The 18188-nt window shown below is 65.1% G+C and carries 14 protein-coding genes; 9 read left to right on the top strand and 5 right to left on the bottom strand.

The window, feature by feature from the left end; genetic code table 11:
* Positions 1-19: 19 nt before the first annotated feature.
* Positions 20-619 (bottom strand): arylesterase, encoded by a 600-nt coding sequence (locus tag I6L33_RS21980; protein ID WP_216973346.1) that lies wholly within the window; start codon positions 617-619, stop codon positions 20-22.
* On the opposite strand from I6L33_RS21980, the gene I6L33_RS21975 reads away from it, so the two are divergent.
* Entirely contained in the window at positions 618-1340 is a 723-nt protein-coding gene (locus I6L33_RS21975) for an ABC transporter ATP-binding protein (protein WP_216973345.1), read from the top strand. The genes I6L33_RS21980 and I6L33_RS21975 overlap by 2 nt on opposite strands.
* Positions 1340-3787 carry an ABC transporter permease gene (locus I6L33_RS21970; RefSeq protein ID WP_216973344.1) on the top strand — a complete coding sequence of 816 codons (2448 nt, stop codon included), beginning with the start codon at positions 1340-1342 and terminating at the stop codon, positions 3785-3787. The genes I6L33_RS21975 and I6L33_RS21970 overlap by 1 nt, the downstream gene beginning before the upstream one ends.
* A gap of 93 nt (positions 3788-3880) precedes the next feature.
* Here I6L33_RS21970 and I6L33_RS21965 read toward each other — a convergent pair whose 3' ends face one another.
* Positions 3881-4789 (bottom strand): TIGR01777 family oxidoreductase, encoded by a 909-nt coding sequence (locus I6L33_RS21965; protein WP_017785966.1) that lies wholly within the window; start codon positions 4787-4789, stop codon positions 3881-3883.
* Between the two features lie 246 nt (positions 4790-5035).
* Here I6L33_RS21965 and I6L33_RS21960 point away from each other — a divergent pair, with 246 nt between their 5' ends.
* Positions 5036-6568: a cyclic diguanylate phosphodiesterase gene (locus I6L33_RS21960; RefSeq protein ID WP_017781436.1), complete on the top strand. Its 1533-nt coding sequence runs from the start codon at positions 5036-5038 to the stop codon at positions 6566-6568.
* A 66-nt stretch (positions 6569-6634) separates the two neighbouring features.
* On the opposite strand, the gene I6L33_RS21955 is transcribed toward I6L33_RS21960, so the two are convergent.
* Positions 6635-7816 carry a PLP-dependent aminotransferase family protein gene (locus tag I6L33_RS21955; protein ID WP_005297787.1) on the bottom strand — a complete coding sequence of 394 codons (1182 nt, stop codon included), beginning with the start codon at positions 7814-7816 and terminating at the stop codon, positions 6635-6637.
* Between the two features lie 194 nt (positions 7817-8010).
* Positions 8011-9078: a M28 family metallopeptidase gene (locus I6L33_RS21950; RefSeq protein WP_017781437.1), complete on the bottom strand. Its 1068-nt coding sequence runs from the start codon at positions 9076-9078 to the stop codon at positions 8011-8013.
* A gap of 348 nt (positions 9079-9426) precedes the next feature.
* Here I6L33_RS21950 and trmB point away from each other — a divergent pair, with 348 nt between their 5' ends.
* The 6 genes from trmB (at position 9427) to I6L33_RS21920 (ending at position 14477) form a co-directional block, all read left to right on the top strand.
* Positions 9427-10140 carry a tRNA (guanosine(46)-N7)-methyltransferase TrmB gene (trmB, locus tag I6L33_RS21945; RefSeq protein ID WP_017410916.1) on the top strand — a complete coding sequence of 238 codons (714 nt, stop codon included), beginning with the start codon at positions 9427-9429 and terminating at the stop codon, positions 10138-10140.
* Between the two features lie 14 nt (positions 10141-10154).
* Positions 10155-10487 carry a YggL family protein gene (locus I6L33_RS21940; protein WP_005297793.1) on the top strand — a complete coding sequence of 111 codons (333 nt, stop codon included), beginning with the start codon at positions 10155-10157 and terminating at the stop codon, positions 10485-10487.
* 123 nt (positions 10488-10610) lie between these two features.
* Entirely contained in the window at positions 10611-11531 is a 921-nt protein-coding gene (glsB, locus tag I6L33_RS21935; RefSeq protein ID WP_019839442.1) for a glutaminase B, read from the top strand.
* Between the two features lie 28 nt (positions 11532-11559).
* Positions 11560-12852 carry a sulfurtransferase gene (locus I6L33_RS21930; protein WP_005297796.1) on the top strand — a complete coding sequence of 431 codons (1293 nt, stop codon included), beginning with the start codon at positions 11560-11562 and terminating at the stop codon, positions 12850-12852.
* Between the two features lie 119 nt (positions 12853-12971).
* Positions 12972-14153, top strand: a complete 1182-nt coding sequence (locus I6L33_RS21925) for a S8 family peptidase (protein WP_123246678.1) — start codon at positions 12972-12974, stop codon at positions 14151-14153.
* Between the two features lie 114 nt (positions 14154-14267).
* The gene (locus I6L33_RS21920) at positions 14268-14477 is read left to right on the top strand and encodes a YgdI/YgdR family lipoprotein (RefSeq protein ID WP_010632998.1); all 210 of its coding nucleotides are present in this window, start codon (positions 14268-14270) and stop codon (positions 14475-14477) included.
* A 55-nt stretch (positions 14478-14532) separates the two neighbouring features.
* On the opposite strand, the gene I6L33_RS21915 is transcribed toward I6L33_RS21920, so the two are convergent.
* Positions 14533-18093, bottom strand: coding sequence for an ATP-binding cassette domain-containing protein (locus tag I6L33_RS21915; RefSeq protein WP_216973343.1), 3561 nt, complete (start codon positions 18091-18093; stop codon positions 14533-14535).
* Positions 18094-18188 lie beyond the last annotated feature (95 nt).

Below are 18188 nucleotides of genomic sequence, written 5' to 3'. Positions count from 1 at the left end.
ATGGGGAGCTATGGTGGGCTCATTGGGTCAGTAGCGGCTCGATGAAGCTGGCCACCCGATCGCGGATCTGCGGCTGGGCGGCGGCGGTGGGGTGGATGCCATCGTTCATCATGAGTTCAGGGCGCAGCGCAATATCATCCATGAAGAAGGGCATCAGCGGCAGCTGATTGGCGCTGGCCAGTTCCGGGAAGATCTGCTCGAACTGGCGCAGGTAGCGGGCGCCGTAGTTGCGGGGCAGCTGGATCTGGGTCAATACGGTTTTTACCTGTTGCGCCTTGGTCAGGGCCACCATTTTGGCCAGGTTGTCCCGGGTGATGGCGGGGGCGAACCCGCGTAACCCATCGTTGCCACCCAGTTCGATCAGCACCCAGTCCGGTTGATGTTCCTTGAGCAGGGCGGGTAATCTGGCCAGCGCCCCTTGCGTAGTTTCACCACTGATGCTGGCATTGATAAGCTGATGTTTACCCCCCTGCTGCTGCCATTTCTGATTGAGCAGGGCAGGCCAGCTCTGCTCCGCCGGCATCTGATAACCCGCACTCAGGCTGTCGCCCAGCACCAGCAGGGTCTGGGCCTGCACCGATGACACCAGGCAGCACAAGGCAAACAGGAAACGCGTCATGAATTCAACTCCCATTATCAACGTCAAGGGCCTGGGCAAGACAGTGCGCCTGGGCCAGGAAAGCCTCACCATCCTTGAAGGGATCGACCTGCAAGTCAATAGCGGCGAAACGGTGGCGCTGGTCGGTGCCTCCGGCTCCGGCAAGTCCACCCTGCTGGGGCTGCTGGCCGGGCTCGATCTGCCGAGCCAGGGGGATATCGAGATCCTCGGCCAGTCGCTGCTGCAGCTGGACGAGGAGGGGCGTGCCCGGCTGCGGGCCGAGCAGGTGGGGTTCATCTTCCAGTCTTTCCTGCTGCTGCCCACCCTGAGCGCGCTGGAGAACGTCATGCTGCCCGCCGAGCTGCGCGGCGAGACCCGCTGCGAGCCGCGGGCCCGCGAGTTGCTGGCGGCGGTCGGCCTCAGTGAACGGCTGCACCATCTGTCACCGCGTCTCTCCGGCGGCGAGCAGCAGCGGGTGGCCATCGCCCGCGCCTTCATGACGAAGCCCAGCTTGCTGCTGGCCGATGAGCCCACCGGCAACCTCGACAGCAAGACCGGGGAGCGGGTGATCGAACTGCTGTTCGAGCTCAACCGCGAGCACGGCACTACGCTCGTGGTGGTGACCCATGATCACGACCTGGCCCGGCGTTGCCAGCGGCAGCTGGTGATGGCGGCGGGGCGACTGGAGGCGGCTGCGTCAGCATCCGAAGACGCCTCTGCAGCAAGAGTCAGGGAGTTGTGATGAGTCAGTGGCGACTGGGATTGCGCCTGTTGCGGCGCGAAGGATTCAACGGCGAACTGCGCTGGTTCGTGCTGGCGCTGGCGTTGAGCGTGGCCTGTGTGCTGAGCGTGGCCCTGGTGGCGGATCGGCTGGATGCCGGGCTCAAAGCCTCGGGGCGGGACTTTATCGGTGCCGACCGGGCGCTGCGCTCTGCCACGCCGGCGCCGGCCGTCTGGCTCGAACAGGCGGCCAAAACGGGTCTGGCGGTGCAGACCACGGTCAGCTTCAACAGCATGCTGTTTCATGGGGATGCTCTGCAACTGGCCTCCATCCGCGCCGTGCCTGAGGATTTCCCCTTCTACGGCAAGCTGGAGTTGACCCCGCAGCGGGCACCGGCGCCTGGCGAGATCTGGCTCTCCGCCCGGGTGATGCAGCTGTTGGCGGCCAAGCCGGGGGATGAGCTGGAAGTGGGCAATACGGTGCTCAAGGTGGCGGGAGTGCTGGGTCAGGAGCCGGATCAGGGCTTCAGCCCCTTCCTGCTGGCGCCGAGGGCGTTGATCCACAGCGCCGATGTGGAGGCGACCGGCGCTCTGCTGCCGGGCAGCCGCCAGCAGTGGCGCTACCTGTTCAAGGGCGCCCGCGAGCAGGTGGCCGAGTATGAACGCTGGCTCAAGCCCAGACTCAAGGCGGGGCAGAAGCTGATCAAGCCGGATGACCAGGGCTCCCAGGTGGGCCGCTCGCTGGCCAATGCCGAGCGCTTCTTCCGGCTCGCCTCCTTGGCCGGGGTGCTGCTGGGGGCGCTGGCCATGGGTATCGCGGTGCGTCACTTCGCCGAGCGCCAGACCAACATGGTGGCGCTGCTCAAGACCCTGGGGGCTTCCCGTCGCACGCTTTGGCAACTGATGGGCACCCTGCTGCTGTCGCTGACCCTGGCGGGCGCCCTGCTCGGTCTGGTGGCGGGCAGCGCCATGCAGTGGCTGACCCTGCATCTGTTGGGCAACCTGCTGCCGGCCGATCTGCCGCCGCCGTCGTGGCGCCCCTTTGCGCTGGGGCTGGCAGTGGCCTTCTTCATCACCCTGCTGCTGGCCTTCGTGCCCTTCCTGCGTCTGCTCAAGGTGCCGCCGCTGCGGGTGCTGCGCCGTGAGCTGGAGGCGGGGATCCCGCCCTGGCTGGCGCTGCCGGTGGCGCTGCTCGGCCTGTTTGGGCTGGTGTGGGGCTTCACCGCCGATGCGACTCTGGCGTTGGGGCTGATCGGTGGCATGGGTCTGCTGATGGGGCTGCTGGCAGTGATCGCCTCCTTGTTGCTGCGACTGGGTCGCCGGGTACAGGGCCCTCATGCGCTGCGGCTTGCCATCAGCCACCTTTCCCGCGAGCGGGGCAGTGGTCTGTTCCAGCTGGCGGGCTTTGCGCTGGCACTCATGCTGTTCGGTCTGTTGTGGGCGGCGCGGGTCGACCTGCTCGGCGAGTTTTCGGCCCGGCTGCCGGCTGATGCCCCCAACCGCTTCCTGGTCAACGTGGCAGACGGGGAGCGGGAGGGGATCCTGGCCGATCTGCGCCAGGCGGGGGCCGTGACTTCGGACTTCTACCCCATGGTCCGTGGCCGGCTGGTCAGCATCGCCAGCGAGGCGGTGCGCGACACGGATGAAGATGGCCGCGAGGGGGTCAATCGCGAGCTCAACTTCACTACCACCGCCACCCTGCCGCCGGACAACACCCTGACCGCAGGACGCTGGCTGGACGGCCCCGGCCAGGTATCGGTAGACAAGGATCTGGCCAAGCGACTCGACATCGAGCTCGGCGACACCCTGGGCTTTACCATCGAGGGGCGCAGCTTCAAGGCGAAGGTGACCAGCCTGCGGGCCATCAAGTGGGACAACATGCGCCCCAACTTCTACATGATCTTCTCGCCGGACGTGCTGGCTCCCTTCTCCCAGACCTGGCTCGGCAGCTATCGTCTGCCGGAGCAGGGCCGGGTGGCCGAGGTGGAGCTGATCCGCCGGCACCCCACGGTGAGCCTGATCGATGTGGACGATTTGATCGTGCGGCTGACGGCGGTGTCGGATCAGGTGAGCCGGGCGCTGGGGCTGATGCTGGGGCTGGTGACGGTGGCGGCGCTGCTGGTGCTGCTGACCCAGACCCAGGCCAGCATGGCCCATCGGCGCCGGGAACTGCTACTGATGCGCACCCTGGGGGCCGGCAGCGAGCTGCTCAGGAAGATGCTGCGCTGGGAGCTGGTTGCCAGCGGCCTGCTGGCGGGATTGTGCGCCGCCATGGTGGTCGAGCTCTGCTCCCTCGGCCTGCAGTGGTGGTGGTTCGAGGGGCAGTGGCAGTTCCACTGGGCCATCTGGGCCGGTCTGCCGCTGCTGGGGGCCGTGCTGGTGACACTGGCCGGGCAGGGCATGCAGCGCCAGCTGCTGGCGGGCACCCTGAGCGATCGGCTGCGGGGACTGGGGCAGGGCCTGCTCTGAGCACCAGATCCTGCGCGGATGCCGCGAGGCACAACAACAATCAGCCCGGCCAATTGCCGGGCTGATTGTTATCCGGTTGGCTGAAGAGCCCGGTCAGCGGGCAGTAGTGCTGAGCAGATTGGCAAGGGCCTGGGGCAGTTCCGGGTAGGTGAAGTGGAAGCCGGCCTGCTGCAGACGGGTTGGCAGCACCCTCTGGCCGGTGAGCAGCAGATCGGCCGCCTCGCCCATCAGCAGCTGTAACAGGGGGGCTGGCACGAAGAAGAGGTGCGGCCGGTGCAGGGTGCCGGCCAGAGTCTGGCTGAACTCGCGGTTGCTGACCGGCTGCGGTGCCGTGCCGTTGAACAGGCCGTCGCACTCCTCGTGATCCAGCAGGAACAGGATGGCGCGCACCAGATCCTGAATGTGGATCCAGCTCATGATCTGGTTTCCCGTGCCCATGGGGCCGCCGAGGCCGAGGCGATAGGGAGGCAGCATCCTGGGCAGGGCGCCGCCGTCGGTGCCGAGCACCAGCCCGATGCGCACGATGCAGACCCGGGTATGCTTGCTGCGGGCCTCGCGGGCCAGGGTTTCCCACTGCTGGCAGAGCTGATGGGTGAATTCGTCGTGAGGGGTCTGGCACTGTTCGTCCAGCGGCGCATCGCCCTGGCGGCCATACCAGCCGATGGCGGAGGCGTTGATCAGCACCCTGGGCGGGGTGTCAGAGAGCTTGATGAGATCGACCAGCTGCTCGGTCAGCAGCCAGCGGCTGTCGCAGAGTTGCTGCTTGCGCCGCTCGCTCCAGCGGCCGGCGGCGATGGGTTCTCCCGCTAGGTTGATGACCGCATCCACGTCGTTGAGGTTGTCGAGCCGGTCCAGGGTATCGATCAGCTTGACGTCGTGGCCGAGCAGATCGTAGGCGCGGCTGCCCTGGCGGGTCAGCACCAGCACCTCGTGCGCCACCTTGAGGTGGGCCACCAGGCGGCGACCGATAAAGCCCGTCCCGCCCGTGATCAATATTTTCATATCCAGACTCCCTGACGCTGTTGGCTCTACTCTAGTGGGCCTGCGCAAGATGAACAAGCAACTGTTTTTGCAAAGATTATAATCGTCACTGCAGACGTGGGCGGTGCTCACCCAGGGTGTGAGCCGTCATGCCGCCTGCCCTGACGGGGCGCCTTGCCCTGTTGTCCAATGCATCAGAAGATGCTTGTCAGGAAAGGGGATAGGAGTAGACTCGTCCGCCTTTTCACCGTTGCAGCGAGGGGGAGTATGCCGTTTCGTCGTTTGAGGTTGCGCCAGTTTTATACCCGGCTGGGGGCGGCACTACTGGCCGGCCTGCTGCCCCTGCTGCTCGGCGTGCTGATCGTCTCCTGGCAGACCTTTGCCGGCATGAAACAGGATGCCGAAGAGCGCCTGCTCCATGCTCGCAACATGCTGGAGCGCACCCTGGATCACGCTCACCAGGCGGCCGCCATGGTAGAGGGCAGCGTCGGGCGTCCCTGCGAGGAGGTGGTGCAGGGGCTGCGGGATCAGGTGGCCACCATACCGGACGTGCGCACCGTCAACCTGGCCAGGGGGGAAGTGGTCTACTGCACCTCGCTCTATGGCTCCTATCATGGCCCCTTCAAGCTGGCCGACTACGCCAACGGCCAGCTGGATCTGATGCGGGGCAACCCGGTGACCCCGGATCGGCCTCTGGTGGTCTATCGCCAGCCGGTGGGGGAGTACAGCGTGCTGGTCGGGGTCGACGGTTACTATCTGCACAACATCCTCGACATGCTCAGCCGCAACTCGCCGCTGACCCTGGTGATCGGGGCGCAGAGCATGCTGGCCAACGGCCAGATCCATGACGAGGTGCCGCCCGTGGTGCTGGGCTCGCTGGAGCAGGTCTCCGGCAAGTACCCGTTTCGGGTCGTCACCGAGCTCTCCTATGACGAGTACGGCAGCCACATCTGGACCTACTCCCGCGCCAGCCTCATCATCTATCCCCTGCTGGGGCTGGTGGTGGGCTGTCTGGTCTACTGGCTGACCGGCCGCTCGACCTCTCCCTCCCAGGAGCTGCGACGGGCGCTGGATCAGCGGGAGTTCATCCCCTACCTGCAACCCGTGGTGACCGGTGACGACGCCCACTGGAGCGGCTGTGAGGTGCTGATGCGCTGGCTGCATCCGCGCCAGGGCCTCATCTCGCCGGATCGCTTCATCCCGCTGGCCGAAGACAGCGGCCTCATCGTGCCCATGACCCGCCTGCTGATGGAGCAGGTGCGCGAACAGTTCGCAGGCCGAGTGCACAGCCTGCCCAGAGGGTTCCACTTCGGCTTCAACATCAGCGCCAGTCACTGCAAGGATCTGAGCCTGGTGGAGGATTGTCGCCAGTTCATCAACGCGTTTAGGGAGAACCCCGTCAAGCTGGTGCTGGAGCTGACCGAGCGGGAGCTGATCGTGGCGGACGAGACGACTGACCGGCTGTTTGCCGAGCTGCATCAGCTGGGCGTCTTCATCGCCATCGACGACTTCGGTACCGGCCACTCCAGCCTCACCTACCTGCAGCAGTTCCAGGTGGACTTTCTCAAGATCGATCAGAGCTTCGTCGGCATGATCGGTTCGGATGCCCTCTCCAGCCATATCGTCGAGAACGTCATCGATCTGGCGACCCGGCTCGGTCTGCAACTGGTGGCCGAAGGGGTGGAGAACGAGGTGCAGGCCGCCTATCTGCGGGCGCGTCAGGTGACCTTCCTGCAGGGTTATCTCTTTGGCCGGCCGATGCCGATGAAGGAGTTTGCCGCCCTGCTGGCGAAGGCCTGAGCCAGCCCGCCACCCATAAAAAAAACCAGCGACCTAGTCGCTGGTTTTTTTTCATCCCGAGGCCTGTCAGAGCATGCGGGCGAGGGCGCGGCACAGACGCTTGACCCCCTCCTCTATGGTGGCTTCATCCACGCAGGAGAAGCTCAGGCGCAGGGTGTTCTGGATCTCGGGGCGCACATAGAAAGGCGCGCCGGGTACGAAGGCTACTTTCTCCTTGATCGCCTCGTCAAACAGCGCCATGGCGCTGACGCTGGCGGGCAGGGTCAGCCAGAGGAACATGCCCCCTTCCGGCCGGGTATAGCTGACGCCGGGCGGGCAGTGACGGGCCAGGGCGGCCTCCATGGCGGCGCGCTGGCGGCCATAGACCTCTTTGATCTTCTCGAGGTGGGCGTCCAGCGAGTTGTCGATCAGGAAGCGGTGCAGCACCTGCTGGCTGAAGGCGTTGCTGTGCAGGTCTGTCGCCTGCTTGGCGATGGTGACCTTCTTGCGCAGCCAGTCCGGCACCAGCATCCAGCCGAGACGGAAGGCCGGGACGACGGTCTTGGAGAAGGAGCCGAGCAGCACGGTATTGTTCGGCGCCAGCTTGGCGATGGGGGGCAGGTGCTCGCCCTCGAAGCGCAGCTCGCCGTAGGGGTCGTCTTCCACCATCAGCAGCTCGTGGCGTACCAGCCGCTCGGCCAGCGCCTCGCGATTGGCGCGGCTGTAGGAGACGCCGCTCGGGTTCTGGAAGTTGGGCACGCCGTAGAGCAGCTTGGCGTTGGAGCCGCTCGCCAGCAGCGCATCCAGCGCCGCCAGATCCAGCCCTTCTTCACCGAGGGTGATGGGCTTGAAGGCAGGTTGATAGACGGAGAAGGCCTGGATGGCGCCAAGATAGCCCGGCTCCTCGATGATGAGGTCTTGCCCCTCGTCGATCAGCACCTTGCCCAGCAGATCCAGCGCCTGCTGGGAGCCGCTGGTGATGAGGATGTTGTCCGGATTGACCTGCATGCCGTGGCGGGCCAGATAGCGGTCGGCGATGTACTGGCGCAGCGGGGCGAAGCCCTCGGTGGCTGCATACTGCAGGGCCGCGGCGCCCTGCTCGCGCAGCACGTCCTGGCAGGCCTGCTCGATGGCCTTGACTGGGAACAGGTGCGGATTGGGCAGGCCGCCGGCGAAGGAGATGATCTCCGGATTGGCGGCAACTTTGAGGATCTCGCGGATGAAGGAAGGCTCTACCTTCTCGAAGCGCTGGGCAAAAAAGGGCTGCATAGGATTCTCTCTGGCGTGGTGAGCGGTCGCTCCATTCGACCGCCAAGTTATCCGTTTGTATCAGATTTAAAAAATGAGGCAATGGCTGTAACAAAAATCGATAAAAAAGGGCAGGTTTGGCACCTGCCCGAATTTTATCGGCCGGGGAAGGCCGCGAGGCGTAAAAGCCCCGGTTCAGCGGCGAGATGGCAGGGTTACAGACCCGGCTCCCTGAGGAAGCGGAGCATCAGCTCGGTGTTGGCACCGAGTTGCTGCTGCGCCCGGCCAGGGAACAGCTCGGCCATCTTGTCGAGGCGGTCGTACTGGGTATGCCAGATCTTGCCCCACTGGGTTTCGCTGCCCCGATCGCAGGCGCTCTTGGTGGCCTCGTCGTAGCAGTCCCACAGCGCCGGATTGGTGGTCTGGGAGTAGCCGTCATAGCCATCTTCCCCGTTGATGGTGAAGTTGGTGGCCTCCACGTAGGCGACGGGCACCCCCAGGCAGGCGAACGGCGCATGATCGGACCAGCCGCCGGTCTCCCCCTCAGGGTAGCCATCATAGCTGGGATGAATGGCAAACGGGGTGGCGGTCTGTTTGGAGATGGTCAGCAGGCGATCCCGTACCTTGGGATCGAAGCTGTAGCGGCTCGGGTCGGCACACTTGTACTTGGCCACGTTGGAGTGGGCCGAGTGAACGTAGACAAGGTCGCCCCCGGCGATGGTGTCGTAGTTCACCATGGCCAGCAGCTTGGCAACGGCGGCGCTGTCGAGGCTGGCGGCATAGGCCTTGGAGCCGTTGAGGCCGTTCTCCTCGGCGCCGAAGAAGGCGAAGCGTACCGTGTAGGGCAGGGTCTGCCCCTTGAGCGCTTCGGCGACTGCCAAGAGGGCTGCGACCCCGGCACCGTTGTCGGTGGCCCCCTCGGAGCCCTGCTTGTCGCCTGTGCTGTCATAGTGGGCACCGATCAGGATCACCTTGTCGCTCTTGCCCTTGAGCTCGGCGACGAGGTTCTGGGAGGCCTTGCTGGTTCCGCTCTGGGTGTAGGTGAAAGGCTGGCGCTGCACCTCGTAGCCCCAGCCGGCCAGATGGTCCTGGATCCAGGCGGCGGCACGGGTCTCGGCCTCGCTGCCGGTGGGTCTGGCGCCGATCCCCTCGGCGGTGGAGCTCAGCTGCACCAGGTATTCATAGGCCTGCTCGGCGGCGGAGGGGGCCTGTGAATCGTTGCTGGAGGTGTTGCACCCGGCCAGCAGGGCTGTGATGGCAAACGCCAATGCTGTGTGTTTCATACTGCAATCCTTTGTTGTGTATGGTTTTATTTGCGCAGGTCAGGATGCGCCCGAGCCCCGGCAGATTCTGTGAACGGGGTGGCATTTGTCAATCGCGGTGGCGGAATTGGTCTGTGTCGGGGGATTTGTTGCGTGAAACACTTGCGCCTTGGGCCTATCTTGGGATAATTCGCTACCCTGTTTCGCCAAGCGATGAAATGACGAGCAATTTCGCGTTCATCGGCGAGGTGGAGCGATGAAACAACGAGCAATTCATCTCGGTCGTCTGTGACCAGCACGACGAGATAGCTAGCAATCCATTTATGTCGTCTGTGACCCAGACCGATGCAATAAACGAGCAATTTGATTATGCCTGTGACCCAAGATGTATTTAACGAAGACGGCAAGTTCATGCGCAAGATCCGCAGCTTTGTCCGTCGCGAAGGCCGCCTGACCAAAGGGCAGGAGAAGGCTCTGGAGGAGCTGTGGCCGGTCATGGGCATCGATTTCGCACCGGAGCCGCTCGATCTGGTTGCCCTGTTTGGCCGCGAGGCCCCTGTGGTGCTGGAGATCGGCTTTGGCATGGGCGCCTCCCTGGTGGAGATGGCCAAGAATGCCCCCGAGAAGAACTTCATCGGTATCGAAGTGCACTCACCGGGTGTCGGTGCTTGCCTGGGCACAGCCCAGGAAGCGGGGGTCACCAATCTGCGTGTCATCTGCCACGACGCAGTCGAGGTGCTGGAGCACATGATCCCGAACGGCTCGCTCGCCTGCCTGCAGCTGTTCTTCCCGGACCCCTGGCACAAGAGCCGTCACCACAAGCGCCGCATCGTCCAGCCGGCCTTTGCCCAGGACATTCGCCAGAAGCTGGCCATCGGTGGCGTGTTCCACATGGCCACCGACTGGGAGAACTACGCCGAGCACATGCTGGAAGTGATGAGCGCCGCCGAGGGGTACGAGAACACCTCCGCCACCGGCAACTGGGTGCCGCGTCCGGACTGGCGTCCGCTGACCAAATTCGAACAACGTGGCCACCGTCTCGGTCACGGGGTGTGGGATCTGATTTTCAAACGTGTCAACTAACTGAAGGAGCTATCATGGCCAACCGTAGCCGCCGCCTGCGCAAGAAACTGCGCGTCGATGAATTCCAGGAAATGGGCTTCGACATCAGTTTCAACTTCCCGGTCGGCACTGCCGAAGAGACCATCGATGCCGTAGTCGATGCGATGATCGATGAAGTGATCGAACCCCGCAAACTGGCCTTCGCCGGTTCCGGCCATCTGGCCTGGGAAGGGATGATCTGCACCCAGCAGCTGGGCAAGTGCAGCGAAGAAGACCGCGCCGCCGTCAAAACCTGGCTGGAAGGCAAGGGGATGGAAGCCGTGGTGGTTTCCGAGCTGTTCGACCTCTGGTACGGCGAACCCGCCTGATATCAGGCCGGCTGTGGCAGGCGCCCCGGTTCGACAGCCTGCGACAGCAGATAGACAAGTCCCGCCGCTGGCGGGATTTTTGTCGGTGGTGATGGGATCTCCACGTTAGTTATGGAATCGCTTATGGTGTTGTCATCCGAATTACTGGCCAGCATCCTGGATGAGGTGCGCCCGCTGCTCGGACAGGGCAAGGTGGCCGACTATATTCCCGCACTGGCCCAGGTGCCGGCCGATCGGCTCGGGATCGCCGTCTGTACCGTCGAAGGGGAGCTGTTCACCGCAGGTGACGCCCTTGAACCCTTCTCCATTCAGAGTATCTCCAAGGCCTTGAGCCTGACCCTGGCACTCACCCTCTATCAGGAGGAGGAGATCTGGGCCCGGGTCGGCAAGGAACCCTCTGGCCAGCCCTTCAACTCCCTGGTGCAGCTTGAGTTCGAGCAGGGTATTCCCCGCAACCCCTTCATCAACGCCGGTGCCCTGGTGGTGAGCGATCTGCTGGAGACCCGCCTCACCGCTCCGCGTCAGCGCACCCTGGAGCTGGTCCGCCGCCTCTCGGGCAACCCGGCCATCATGGCGGATCAGGTTGTGGCCCGCTCCGAATATCAGCACTCTGCCCGCAATGCAGCCATCGCCTATCTGATGAAGGCCTATGGCAACTTCGAGAACGAAGTGGACAAGGTGCTGCAGAGCTACTTCAATGCCTGTGCCATCCGCATGAGTTGCGTCGATCTGGCGCGGGCCTTCATCTATCTGGCCAACCGCGGCGTGCCGCTTGGAGAAAGCTCCCCGCTGCTGCCGGCCCGCACCACCAAGCAGGTCAACGCCCTGCTCGCCACCTGCGGCCTCTATGACGAGGCGGGGGATTTCGCCTATCGGGTCGGCATGCCGGGCAAGTCGGGGGTCGGTGGCGGCATCATCGCTCTGATCCCGGGGGAGTTGTGCGTCTGTGTCTGGTCGCCCGAGCTCAACAAGGCGGGCAATTCGCTGGCGGGCACGGCGGCGCTGGAACTGCTGGCCGAGCGTCTGGGCCGCTCCATTTTCTAACCTTGTCACTCTGAATCGAGAGATCACCATGAAACGAATAATGAGCTTGTTACGGGCCACCCTGGCGACCTTGTTGCTCTGGCATGCCCTGCCGACCCTGGCAGCCGAGCTGCCACCGCTCTCGCTGGCTGACGCCAAGGCCAAGGCGGCGGTCATTCTGGATACCCGCGCCAGCTACTTCTACCAGGGCTGGCCCATGGAGGGCGAGCAGCAGGGCGGCCACGTGGCCGGTGCCGAGAACCTCTCCGCCGACTGGAAGTACAGTGATGAAGAGTGGCCGGCGGCGCTGGCGACCAAGGGGCTGCAGGCCGAGCGGCCGGTGGCGCTCTACGGTGCTCCGCGCGAGGTGGCCGAAGTGGCCCGTCTGCTGCGCCAGCAGGGCATCAAGCAGCTGTTCGAGCTGCAGGGCTGGAAAAGTGCGCCGCGCGAGCATCTGGCCCGCTGGCAGCAACTGGTCCATCCGCGCTGGCTGGCCGACCTGCAGGAGGGCAAGCCGGTGGTGGCTGCGCCCAAGGGCGACTGGAAGCTGTTCGAGGTGGCGTGGGGTTCACCCAAGGCCTATCTGCTGAGCCATATCCCGGGGGCCGGCTACATCGACACCAACCGGCTGGAAGAGGAGCCGCTGTGGAACAAGGTCTCTGACGAGGCGCTCAAAAAGCTGCTGCTGGAGAACGGCATCCGCCACGACACCACCGTCATCCTCTACGGTCGCAACACCATGGCGGCGGCCCGCGCGGCCCACCTGATGATGTATGCGGGCGTCGAGGACGTGCGGCTGCTGGACGGCGGCCTGGATGCCTGGTTCGTGCAGCACCTGCGCACCGAGACCGGGCTGGCCAACACCTTCAAGCCGGCCAAGGAGTTCGGCGTCGCCATCCCGGCCCATCCCGAGTACTACACCACCCTGAGTCAGGCCAAGGAGCTGCTCAAGCAGCCCGACGGCGCCCTGGTCAGCGTGCGCACCTGGGACGAGTTCGTCGGCAATACCTCCGGCTACAGCTACATCAAGCCGAAAGGCGACATTCCGGGCGCCAAGTGGGGTCGTGGTGGGGTGGATGCCAACAGCATGAGCGACTTCCACAACCCGGACGGCACCATGAAGCCGGCCCGCGAGATCCTCGCCATGTGGGATGAGTGGAACATAGAGCCGACCCAGCAGGCCGCCTTCTACTGCGGTACCGGCTGGCGCGCCTCCGAGGCCTTCTTCTACGCCTGGCTGATGGACTGGAAACGGATCAGCGTCTACGACGGCGGCTGGTACGAGTGGAGTGCCGATCCCAAGAACCCCACGGTGACCGGCGAGCGCAAGCCAGCCAAGTAATTGATAATCCAGAGCAGGCCGGACTCATGTCCGGCCTTTTTGTTGCCGCATTCGTAGCACGGGCGAGGGGACACTACACTTTTTGCGAAGGGATATCAGATCGACGTGAGGAGTGACTGATGAAACGGATATGGATAGGCCTGCTGGTCGCGGGCGTGCTGGGACAGGGGGCGATGGCCGCCGAGCGGGCGCGTTATCTGGTGCAGCTCAAGCCGGGGGCGGAGGCGGCCGTACTGGCCCAGAGCCAGGGGATGGGTGGCGAGCTGGCCCTGGCGCTGAAGGAGCAAAATGCCCTGGCGCTCTGGTTGCCATCGGCCGCCGCCACGGCGCTGGCGCACAATCCCAACGTGCTCTGGGTTGAGCCGGATGCCAAGCGCTATGTCAGCGCCGAGACCCTGCCCTACGGCATTCCCATGGTGCAGGCGCCGCAGCTGAGCGATGCCGCCGCCGGCGAAGTGCTGGTGTGCATCATAGATTCTGGCTACAGCGGTGGTCACCCGGACTTGCCTCATGGCCCCCAGGTGCAGGGTTATGACGATGCCGGTACCGGCAACTGGGACAGTGACGAGAACAGCCATGGCACCCATGTGGCGGGCACCATAGCCGCAGTGGGGGGTAACGATCAGGGCGTGCTCGGGGTGTTGCCAAACCAGAGCGTGCCGCTGCAGATCGTCAAGGTGTTCGGGGCCAACGGCTGGGCCTACTCCTCCAACCTGGTGGGGGCGCTCAATGCCTGCAAGCAGGGGATGAGCAGCCGCGGTTTCACCCGCATGGTCATCAACATGAGCCTGGGGGGCAGCGTGCCCAGCAAGACCGAAGAGAGAGCCTTCAACCAGGCCTACAGCCAGAACGTGTTGAGCGTGGCGGCGGCGGGCAATGCGGGCAACACCAGCAAGTCCTATCCCGCTTCCTACAGCAGCGTGGTGAGCGTGGCCGCCATCGATGCCAACAAGCAGCTGGCCTATTTCTCCCAGCGCAACGATCAGGTGGAGCTGGCCGCCCCCGGCGTCTCTGTGCTCTCCACCGTGCCGACCGGGTACGCCTACTACAGCGGCACCTCGATGGCGACGCCGCACGTGGTCGGGGTGGCCGCCCTGGTCTGGTCGCAGCGACTGGAGTGCAGCAACGATCAGCTGCGCCAGACCCTGCGCAGCAGCGCCCAGGATCTGGGTGCCCTGGGGCGCGACAACAGCTTCGGCTACGGTCTGGTGCAGGCGAAGGCGGCCGCTGACAAGCTGGCACTTGGCTGCGGGTCCGGTACCGGAGGCGGTGGCAGTAGCAAACCGGGTGGGCGCAAGTAACTGATTCTTGATGTTGATCCCGTTGCGGCAAGGGCGGCAAACGGGCTCATCTGGTTGAGCTAGGCTTCAGTCACCACCCTCGTGGTGAGGGTGAAGCGGGAGGCGAAACAGGCGATGAAGCAACTGATGATGATCCTGGTGTGTGCCCTGGCGTTGGCGGGGTGTAGCTCGCAATACATCATGAGCACCAAGGATGGCAAGATGATCACCACCGACAGCAAACCCAAGCTGGACGAGAGTACCGGCATGTACCGCTACTACGACACCGAGGGGCGGGAGGTGATGATCAAGAAGGATGACGTCACCCAGATCATGGAGCGTTGAGGCTCTGCTCAAGCAACAAGGGCTGCCCGCGGGCAGCCCTTGTCATTTTTGGTGCTCAGGCCGTCTGGGGCACCTGGCGGTTCACCTGACCCACGAACAGCTGATGGAAGCGGGAGTGGGAGTTGGCCAGCAGGCTGACCGGCGAACCCTGCTCCACCACGGTGCCGGCCTCCATCACCACCACCTTGTCCACCGACAGCAGCGGCTCCAGATGGTGAGCGATCACCAGGTAGCTGGCCTCCGGTCGGTAGCGATAGAGCAGCTCCGCCATCTTGCGCATGCCGCCGTGGTCGAGGTCCGAGGTGGCCTCGTCCAGCACGATGAGCGGGCGGCGCGACAGCAGGATACGGGCGATCACCAGCAGCTGGGTCTCGCCGGCGGAGAGCTGCAGCTTGTCGAGCTCCTCGTCCAGCCGGCCGGCGCAGCGCTCGGCCAGCCCCACCCGGGTCAGTGCCTGCTCCAGTGCCGCGTCGTCATGCTCGGTCAGGGGCGCCAGGTTGGCCCGCAGGGTACCGAAGAAGGTGAGCGGGATCTGGGAGACGGTGTCGTAGAGATCGCGCACCGCTTCCGGTGCCAGCCGGGAGAGCGGCTGCTCGCCGTAGTAGATCTCCCCCTGGGTGGCGGGATACATGGCCTGCAGCACCCCCAGCAGCGAGCTCTTGCCGGCGCCGGTACGGCCGCACACGCCCACCTTCTCGCCGGGGGCCAGCTCGAAGTTGACCTTGTGCAGCGCCCACTGGCTGGCCTGGGGGTAGCGCAGCCCCAGGTTGTCGAAGCGCACCTTGGGGTGAGGGGTGGCGAGGGCCTCCCCCTCCTGGCGCTCGCTCTCTATTTCGCTGTATTCGCGCACCCGCTCCACCGCGTTCATCACCTGCTCCACCTCGGCGAAGGTGCGAATGAGGGAGTTGAGCATGGCCGAGGCGGTAAAGGCGTAGGTGATGGCCACGGCCCCCAGCAGCGAGCTGTTGCCAAAGGCCACCATCAGCGCCACGGCGCCCACCAGAGCGGCGGAGAGCAGGGTCTGGTGCATGCCGAGCCAGCGGTTGATGGAGGTGGTGGTGTACCAGCTGCGCAGGTTGTTGTCATAGTGCAGCAGAACCTGATCCAGCGCGAAGCGCTCGGCCCCGGCCAGGCGCAGGGCGGGGGCGCCACGGATGGTCTCGCTGATGCTGATGTAGAGCGGCGAGCGCAGCACCGATGCCTGCCGCCGCAGCTTGAGCTGCACCGCCCGGTAGCGGCGCTGCAGCACGTAGAGGGCCCAGCCCACCAGGGGGGCGATGAGCAACAACAGCGGCATGTTGATGCCGATCACCACCACCTGCAGCGCCACCGACACCAGCATGCCGAACAGCCCCATCAGCATCGACAGCAGGATCTCCTGGGCTTCCCCCAGATCCCGGTCGAAGCGGTTGAGGATGCGCCCCTGCGGCACCTTGTCGAAGAAGGCCATGGGGGCGCGGCTGATGCGCCCCAGCATGCCGTCAAACAGGGTCCAGGCCAGCTTGAGGCCGAGTTTGTAGTTGATAACCCGCACCACCATGATGCAGGTGAGGGAGCCTGCTCCCAGCAGCACATAGATGCCGAGCAGCTCGCTCACCTCGGTCACCCCGGCCTTGCCGCCGAGCCAGAGATCCGAGGCGATGCGCAGCCCCTCCTGACCCAGGGTGAGCAGCAGGGCGAGCAGGATGGCGCCGGGCGCGGCCAGGCGCTGCCACATGAAACCGAACAGCCCCCAGTCCACCTTGCCCTCCACCACCTTCTCCTCGCTGAACTGCTCCGCCTCTTGGGGCGGCACCGGCGGGGTGGGCTGGGGATGCTGGATAAGATCCGCCAGCTGGTGGGCATCGAGCTCCACCAGTTCACCCTGCTCGATGCGGATCACCCGATCGCAGTGAGCCAGCACGTCCGGGTCGTGGCTGACCAGGAGCCGGGTCGGCCCCGGCTTGAAGGCGAGCCCCCGCTCCAGCACCTGGGCCGAGACGATGGGGTCGAGCGCCGAGAGGGGGTTGTCCAGCAGCAGGATGTCGGCCCGGGCGTAGAGGGCGCGGGCCAGGGCGACTCGCTGCTGCTGGCCGCCGGAGAGGCGGGTGCCGAGCTCGCCCACCAGGGTCTGATCGCCGTGGCTGAGCAGTTCGAGGTCGGCGCCCAGCGCACAGGCCCCCAGCACCCAGCGATAGCGCTCGGCGTGCCAGGGCTGGCCAAACAGGATGTTGTTGCGGATGGTGTCGTTCATCAGCCAGGGCTTGTGGCCCAGATGGGCGACCCGGCCGTGGCGGCGGATGCTGCCCTCGAAGCTGTCGTCAAAGCCGGCGACCAGGTGCAGCAGGCAGCTCTTGCCCGCCCCGGTGGCGCCGGTGATCCCCACCAGTTCCCCCGGCTGGATAAACAGGCTGGCTCCCTGCAGCACGGTTTTTTGCTGGTGCAAGGCGGTGACGTTGTCGAGCTGCAGGGCCCCCACCGGCAAGCTTGAGTCGGTGAGATCCCGATGCTGCTCGGGGCTGTTGAGGAACTCGCACAGCCGGTTGAAGCCGGTGTTGAAGTTGATCAGGGTGCGGATGAGATAGGGCAGCCGCATCATGGGGATGCGCAGCACGGTGAACAGGGCGATGGTGGTGAACACCTGGGGCAGGGTGAGCTCCCTGCCCGACACCAGATAGGTGGTGAAGGTGGCCAGGGTCACCAGCAGCGGGGTGCTCAGCATCAGGCTCTCGTTGATGGCATCGAGCCGGAGCACTCGTCCCAGCACCCCCAGCTCCTGCTGGCGCTTGTGGCCGGCGGCCCCGGTGAAGAAGGCGCCGAGCCCGTTCTGGCGTACCAGCCGCAGCTTCTTGATGTACTCTGCCAGGATGCCGTTGCGCTCGTCCTGCTGGCGCTTGAGCTGCTGTTCCTGCTGGTTCATACGCCGCACCACCCGGGTGGAGATGAGCAACAGCAGGGTGAGCACTGCAAAGCCCACCAGGCCGGCGCTGCCCACCTGCCACACCAGCAGGGCGATGGTGCCGAGCAGTTGCAGCAGCATGGTGAGCGGCATGGCGGGGTCTGCCAGAATCCAGGTAATGTCCCACACGTCTCGGTTGATCAGGTTCTGCACCCGGCCACCGGCCCGGTCATCGAAGCTCTTGCCGCCCAGCTTCATCACCTTGGCGAGCAGGGACTCGGCCAGCAGGCGGCGGATGGGCACGTGCATCTTGAGCGCCAGCTGCAGCGAGTGCTCCGCCAGCATGCCGGAGGCGAGCACGGAGGCGAACAGGGCCAGGGCCAGCAACAGCTTGTGGCCGGTGTCAGCGCCGGTGCCAAGCTGGGTCATGCTGTGGTTGAGCAGCCAGGGGCTGGCCAGGGTGGCCAGCATGCCAAGCAGCTGCAGCAGGGTAAGCAGGCCGATGCGGCCGCGATACTGGCGCCAGATAAAGGCGGTGATGGGCCAGGGGCGCACCGGCTGGGCGGCGGTGAGCGCGAGGAAGGCGTCGGCACGGCCATCGCGCCTGTCTTCCGGCAACAGGGGATAGAGATCGTCGAGGTTGACCTGGGGCTCGGTCAGCCCCTTGCGTTGCAACGGGCCGGTCCAGTGATAGAAGAGGCGGCTCAGCCAGCCGGCCGATATTTCCGGATGATCCAATGGGTGTCCTTATTATTTTGTGCTGCTTCCAGGGGGCGGGGCGGCTCATGGGCCGCCCTCGATATTGTCGTCTTGCTGTGGGCGCGAGCCCGGCG

Origin of the sequence: Aeromonas sp. FDAARGOS 1403 (genome assembly GCF_019047325.1) — a bacterium.
Classification (GTDB): Bacteria; Pseudomonadota; Gammaproteobacteria; order Enterobacterales; family Aeromonadaceae; genus Aeromonas; species Aeromonas dhakensis.
The sequence above is the reverse complement of the archived record's forward strand: the minus strand, read 5'-3'. Positions and strand labels throughout refer to the sequence as shown.

Bases quoted from the DNA above. Each gene is read 5' to 3' on its own strand.
- I6L33_RS21920 (WP_010632998.1), top strand. From the start codon at position 14,268: ATGAAGCAACTGATGATGATCCTGGTGTGTGCCCTGGCGTTGGCGGGG.
- I6L33_RS21940 (WP_005297793.1), top strand. From the start codon at position 10,155: ATGGCCAACCGTAGCCGCCGCCTGCGCAAGAAACTGCGCGTCGATGAA.
- I6L33_RS21975 (WP_216973345.1), top strand. From the start codon at position 618: ATGAATTCAACTCCCATTATCAACGTCAAGGGCCTGGGCAAGACAGTG.
- I6L33_RS21960 (WP_017781436.1), top strand. From the start codon at position 5,036: ATGCCGTTTCGTCGTTTGAGGTTGCGCCAGTTTTATACCCGGCTGGGG.
- glsB (WP_019839442.1), top strand. From the start codon at position 10,611: ATGGTGTTGTCATCCGAATTACTGGCCAGCATCCTGGATGAGGTGCGC.
- I6L33_RS21965 (WP_017785966.1), bottom strand. From the start codon at position 4,789: ATGAAAATATTGATCACGGGCGGGACGGGCTTTATCGGTCGCCGCCTG.
- trmB (WP_017410916.1), top strand. From the start codon at position 9,427: ATGCCTGTGACCCAAGATGTATTTAACGAAGACGGCAAGTTCATGCGC.
- I6L33_RS21925 (WP_123246678.1), top strand. From the start codon at position 12,972: ATGAAACGGATATGGATAGGCCTGCTGGTCGCGGGCGTGCTGGGACAG.
- I6L33_RS21955 (WP_005297787.1), bottom strand. From the start codon at position 7,816: ATGCAGCCCTTTTTTGCCCAGCGCTTCGAGAAGGTAGAGCCTTCCTTC.
- I6L33_RS21970 (WP_216973344.1), top strand. From the start codon at position 1,340: ATGAGTCAGTGGCGACTGGGATTGCGCCTGTTGCGGCGCGAAGGATTC.
- I6L33_RS21930 (WP_005297796.1), top strand. From the start codon at position 11,560: ATGAAACGAATAATGAGCTTGTTACGGGCCACCCTGGCGACCTTGTTG.
- I6L33_RS21950 (WP_017781437.1), bottom strand. From the start codon at position 9,078: ATGAAACACACAGCATTGGCGTTTGCCATCACAGCCCTGCTGGCCGGG.
- I6L33_RS21980 (WP_216973346.1), bottom strand. From the start codon at position 619: ATGACGCGTTTCCTGTTTGCCTTGTGCTGCCTGGTGTCATCGGTGCAG.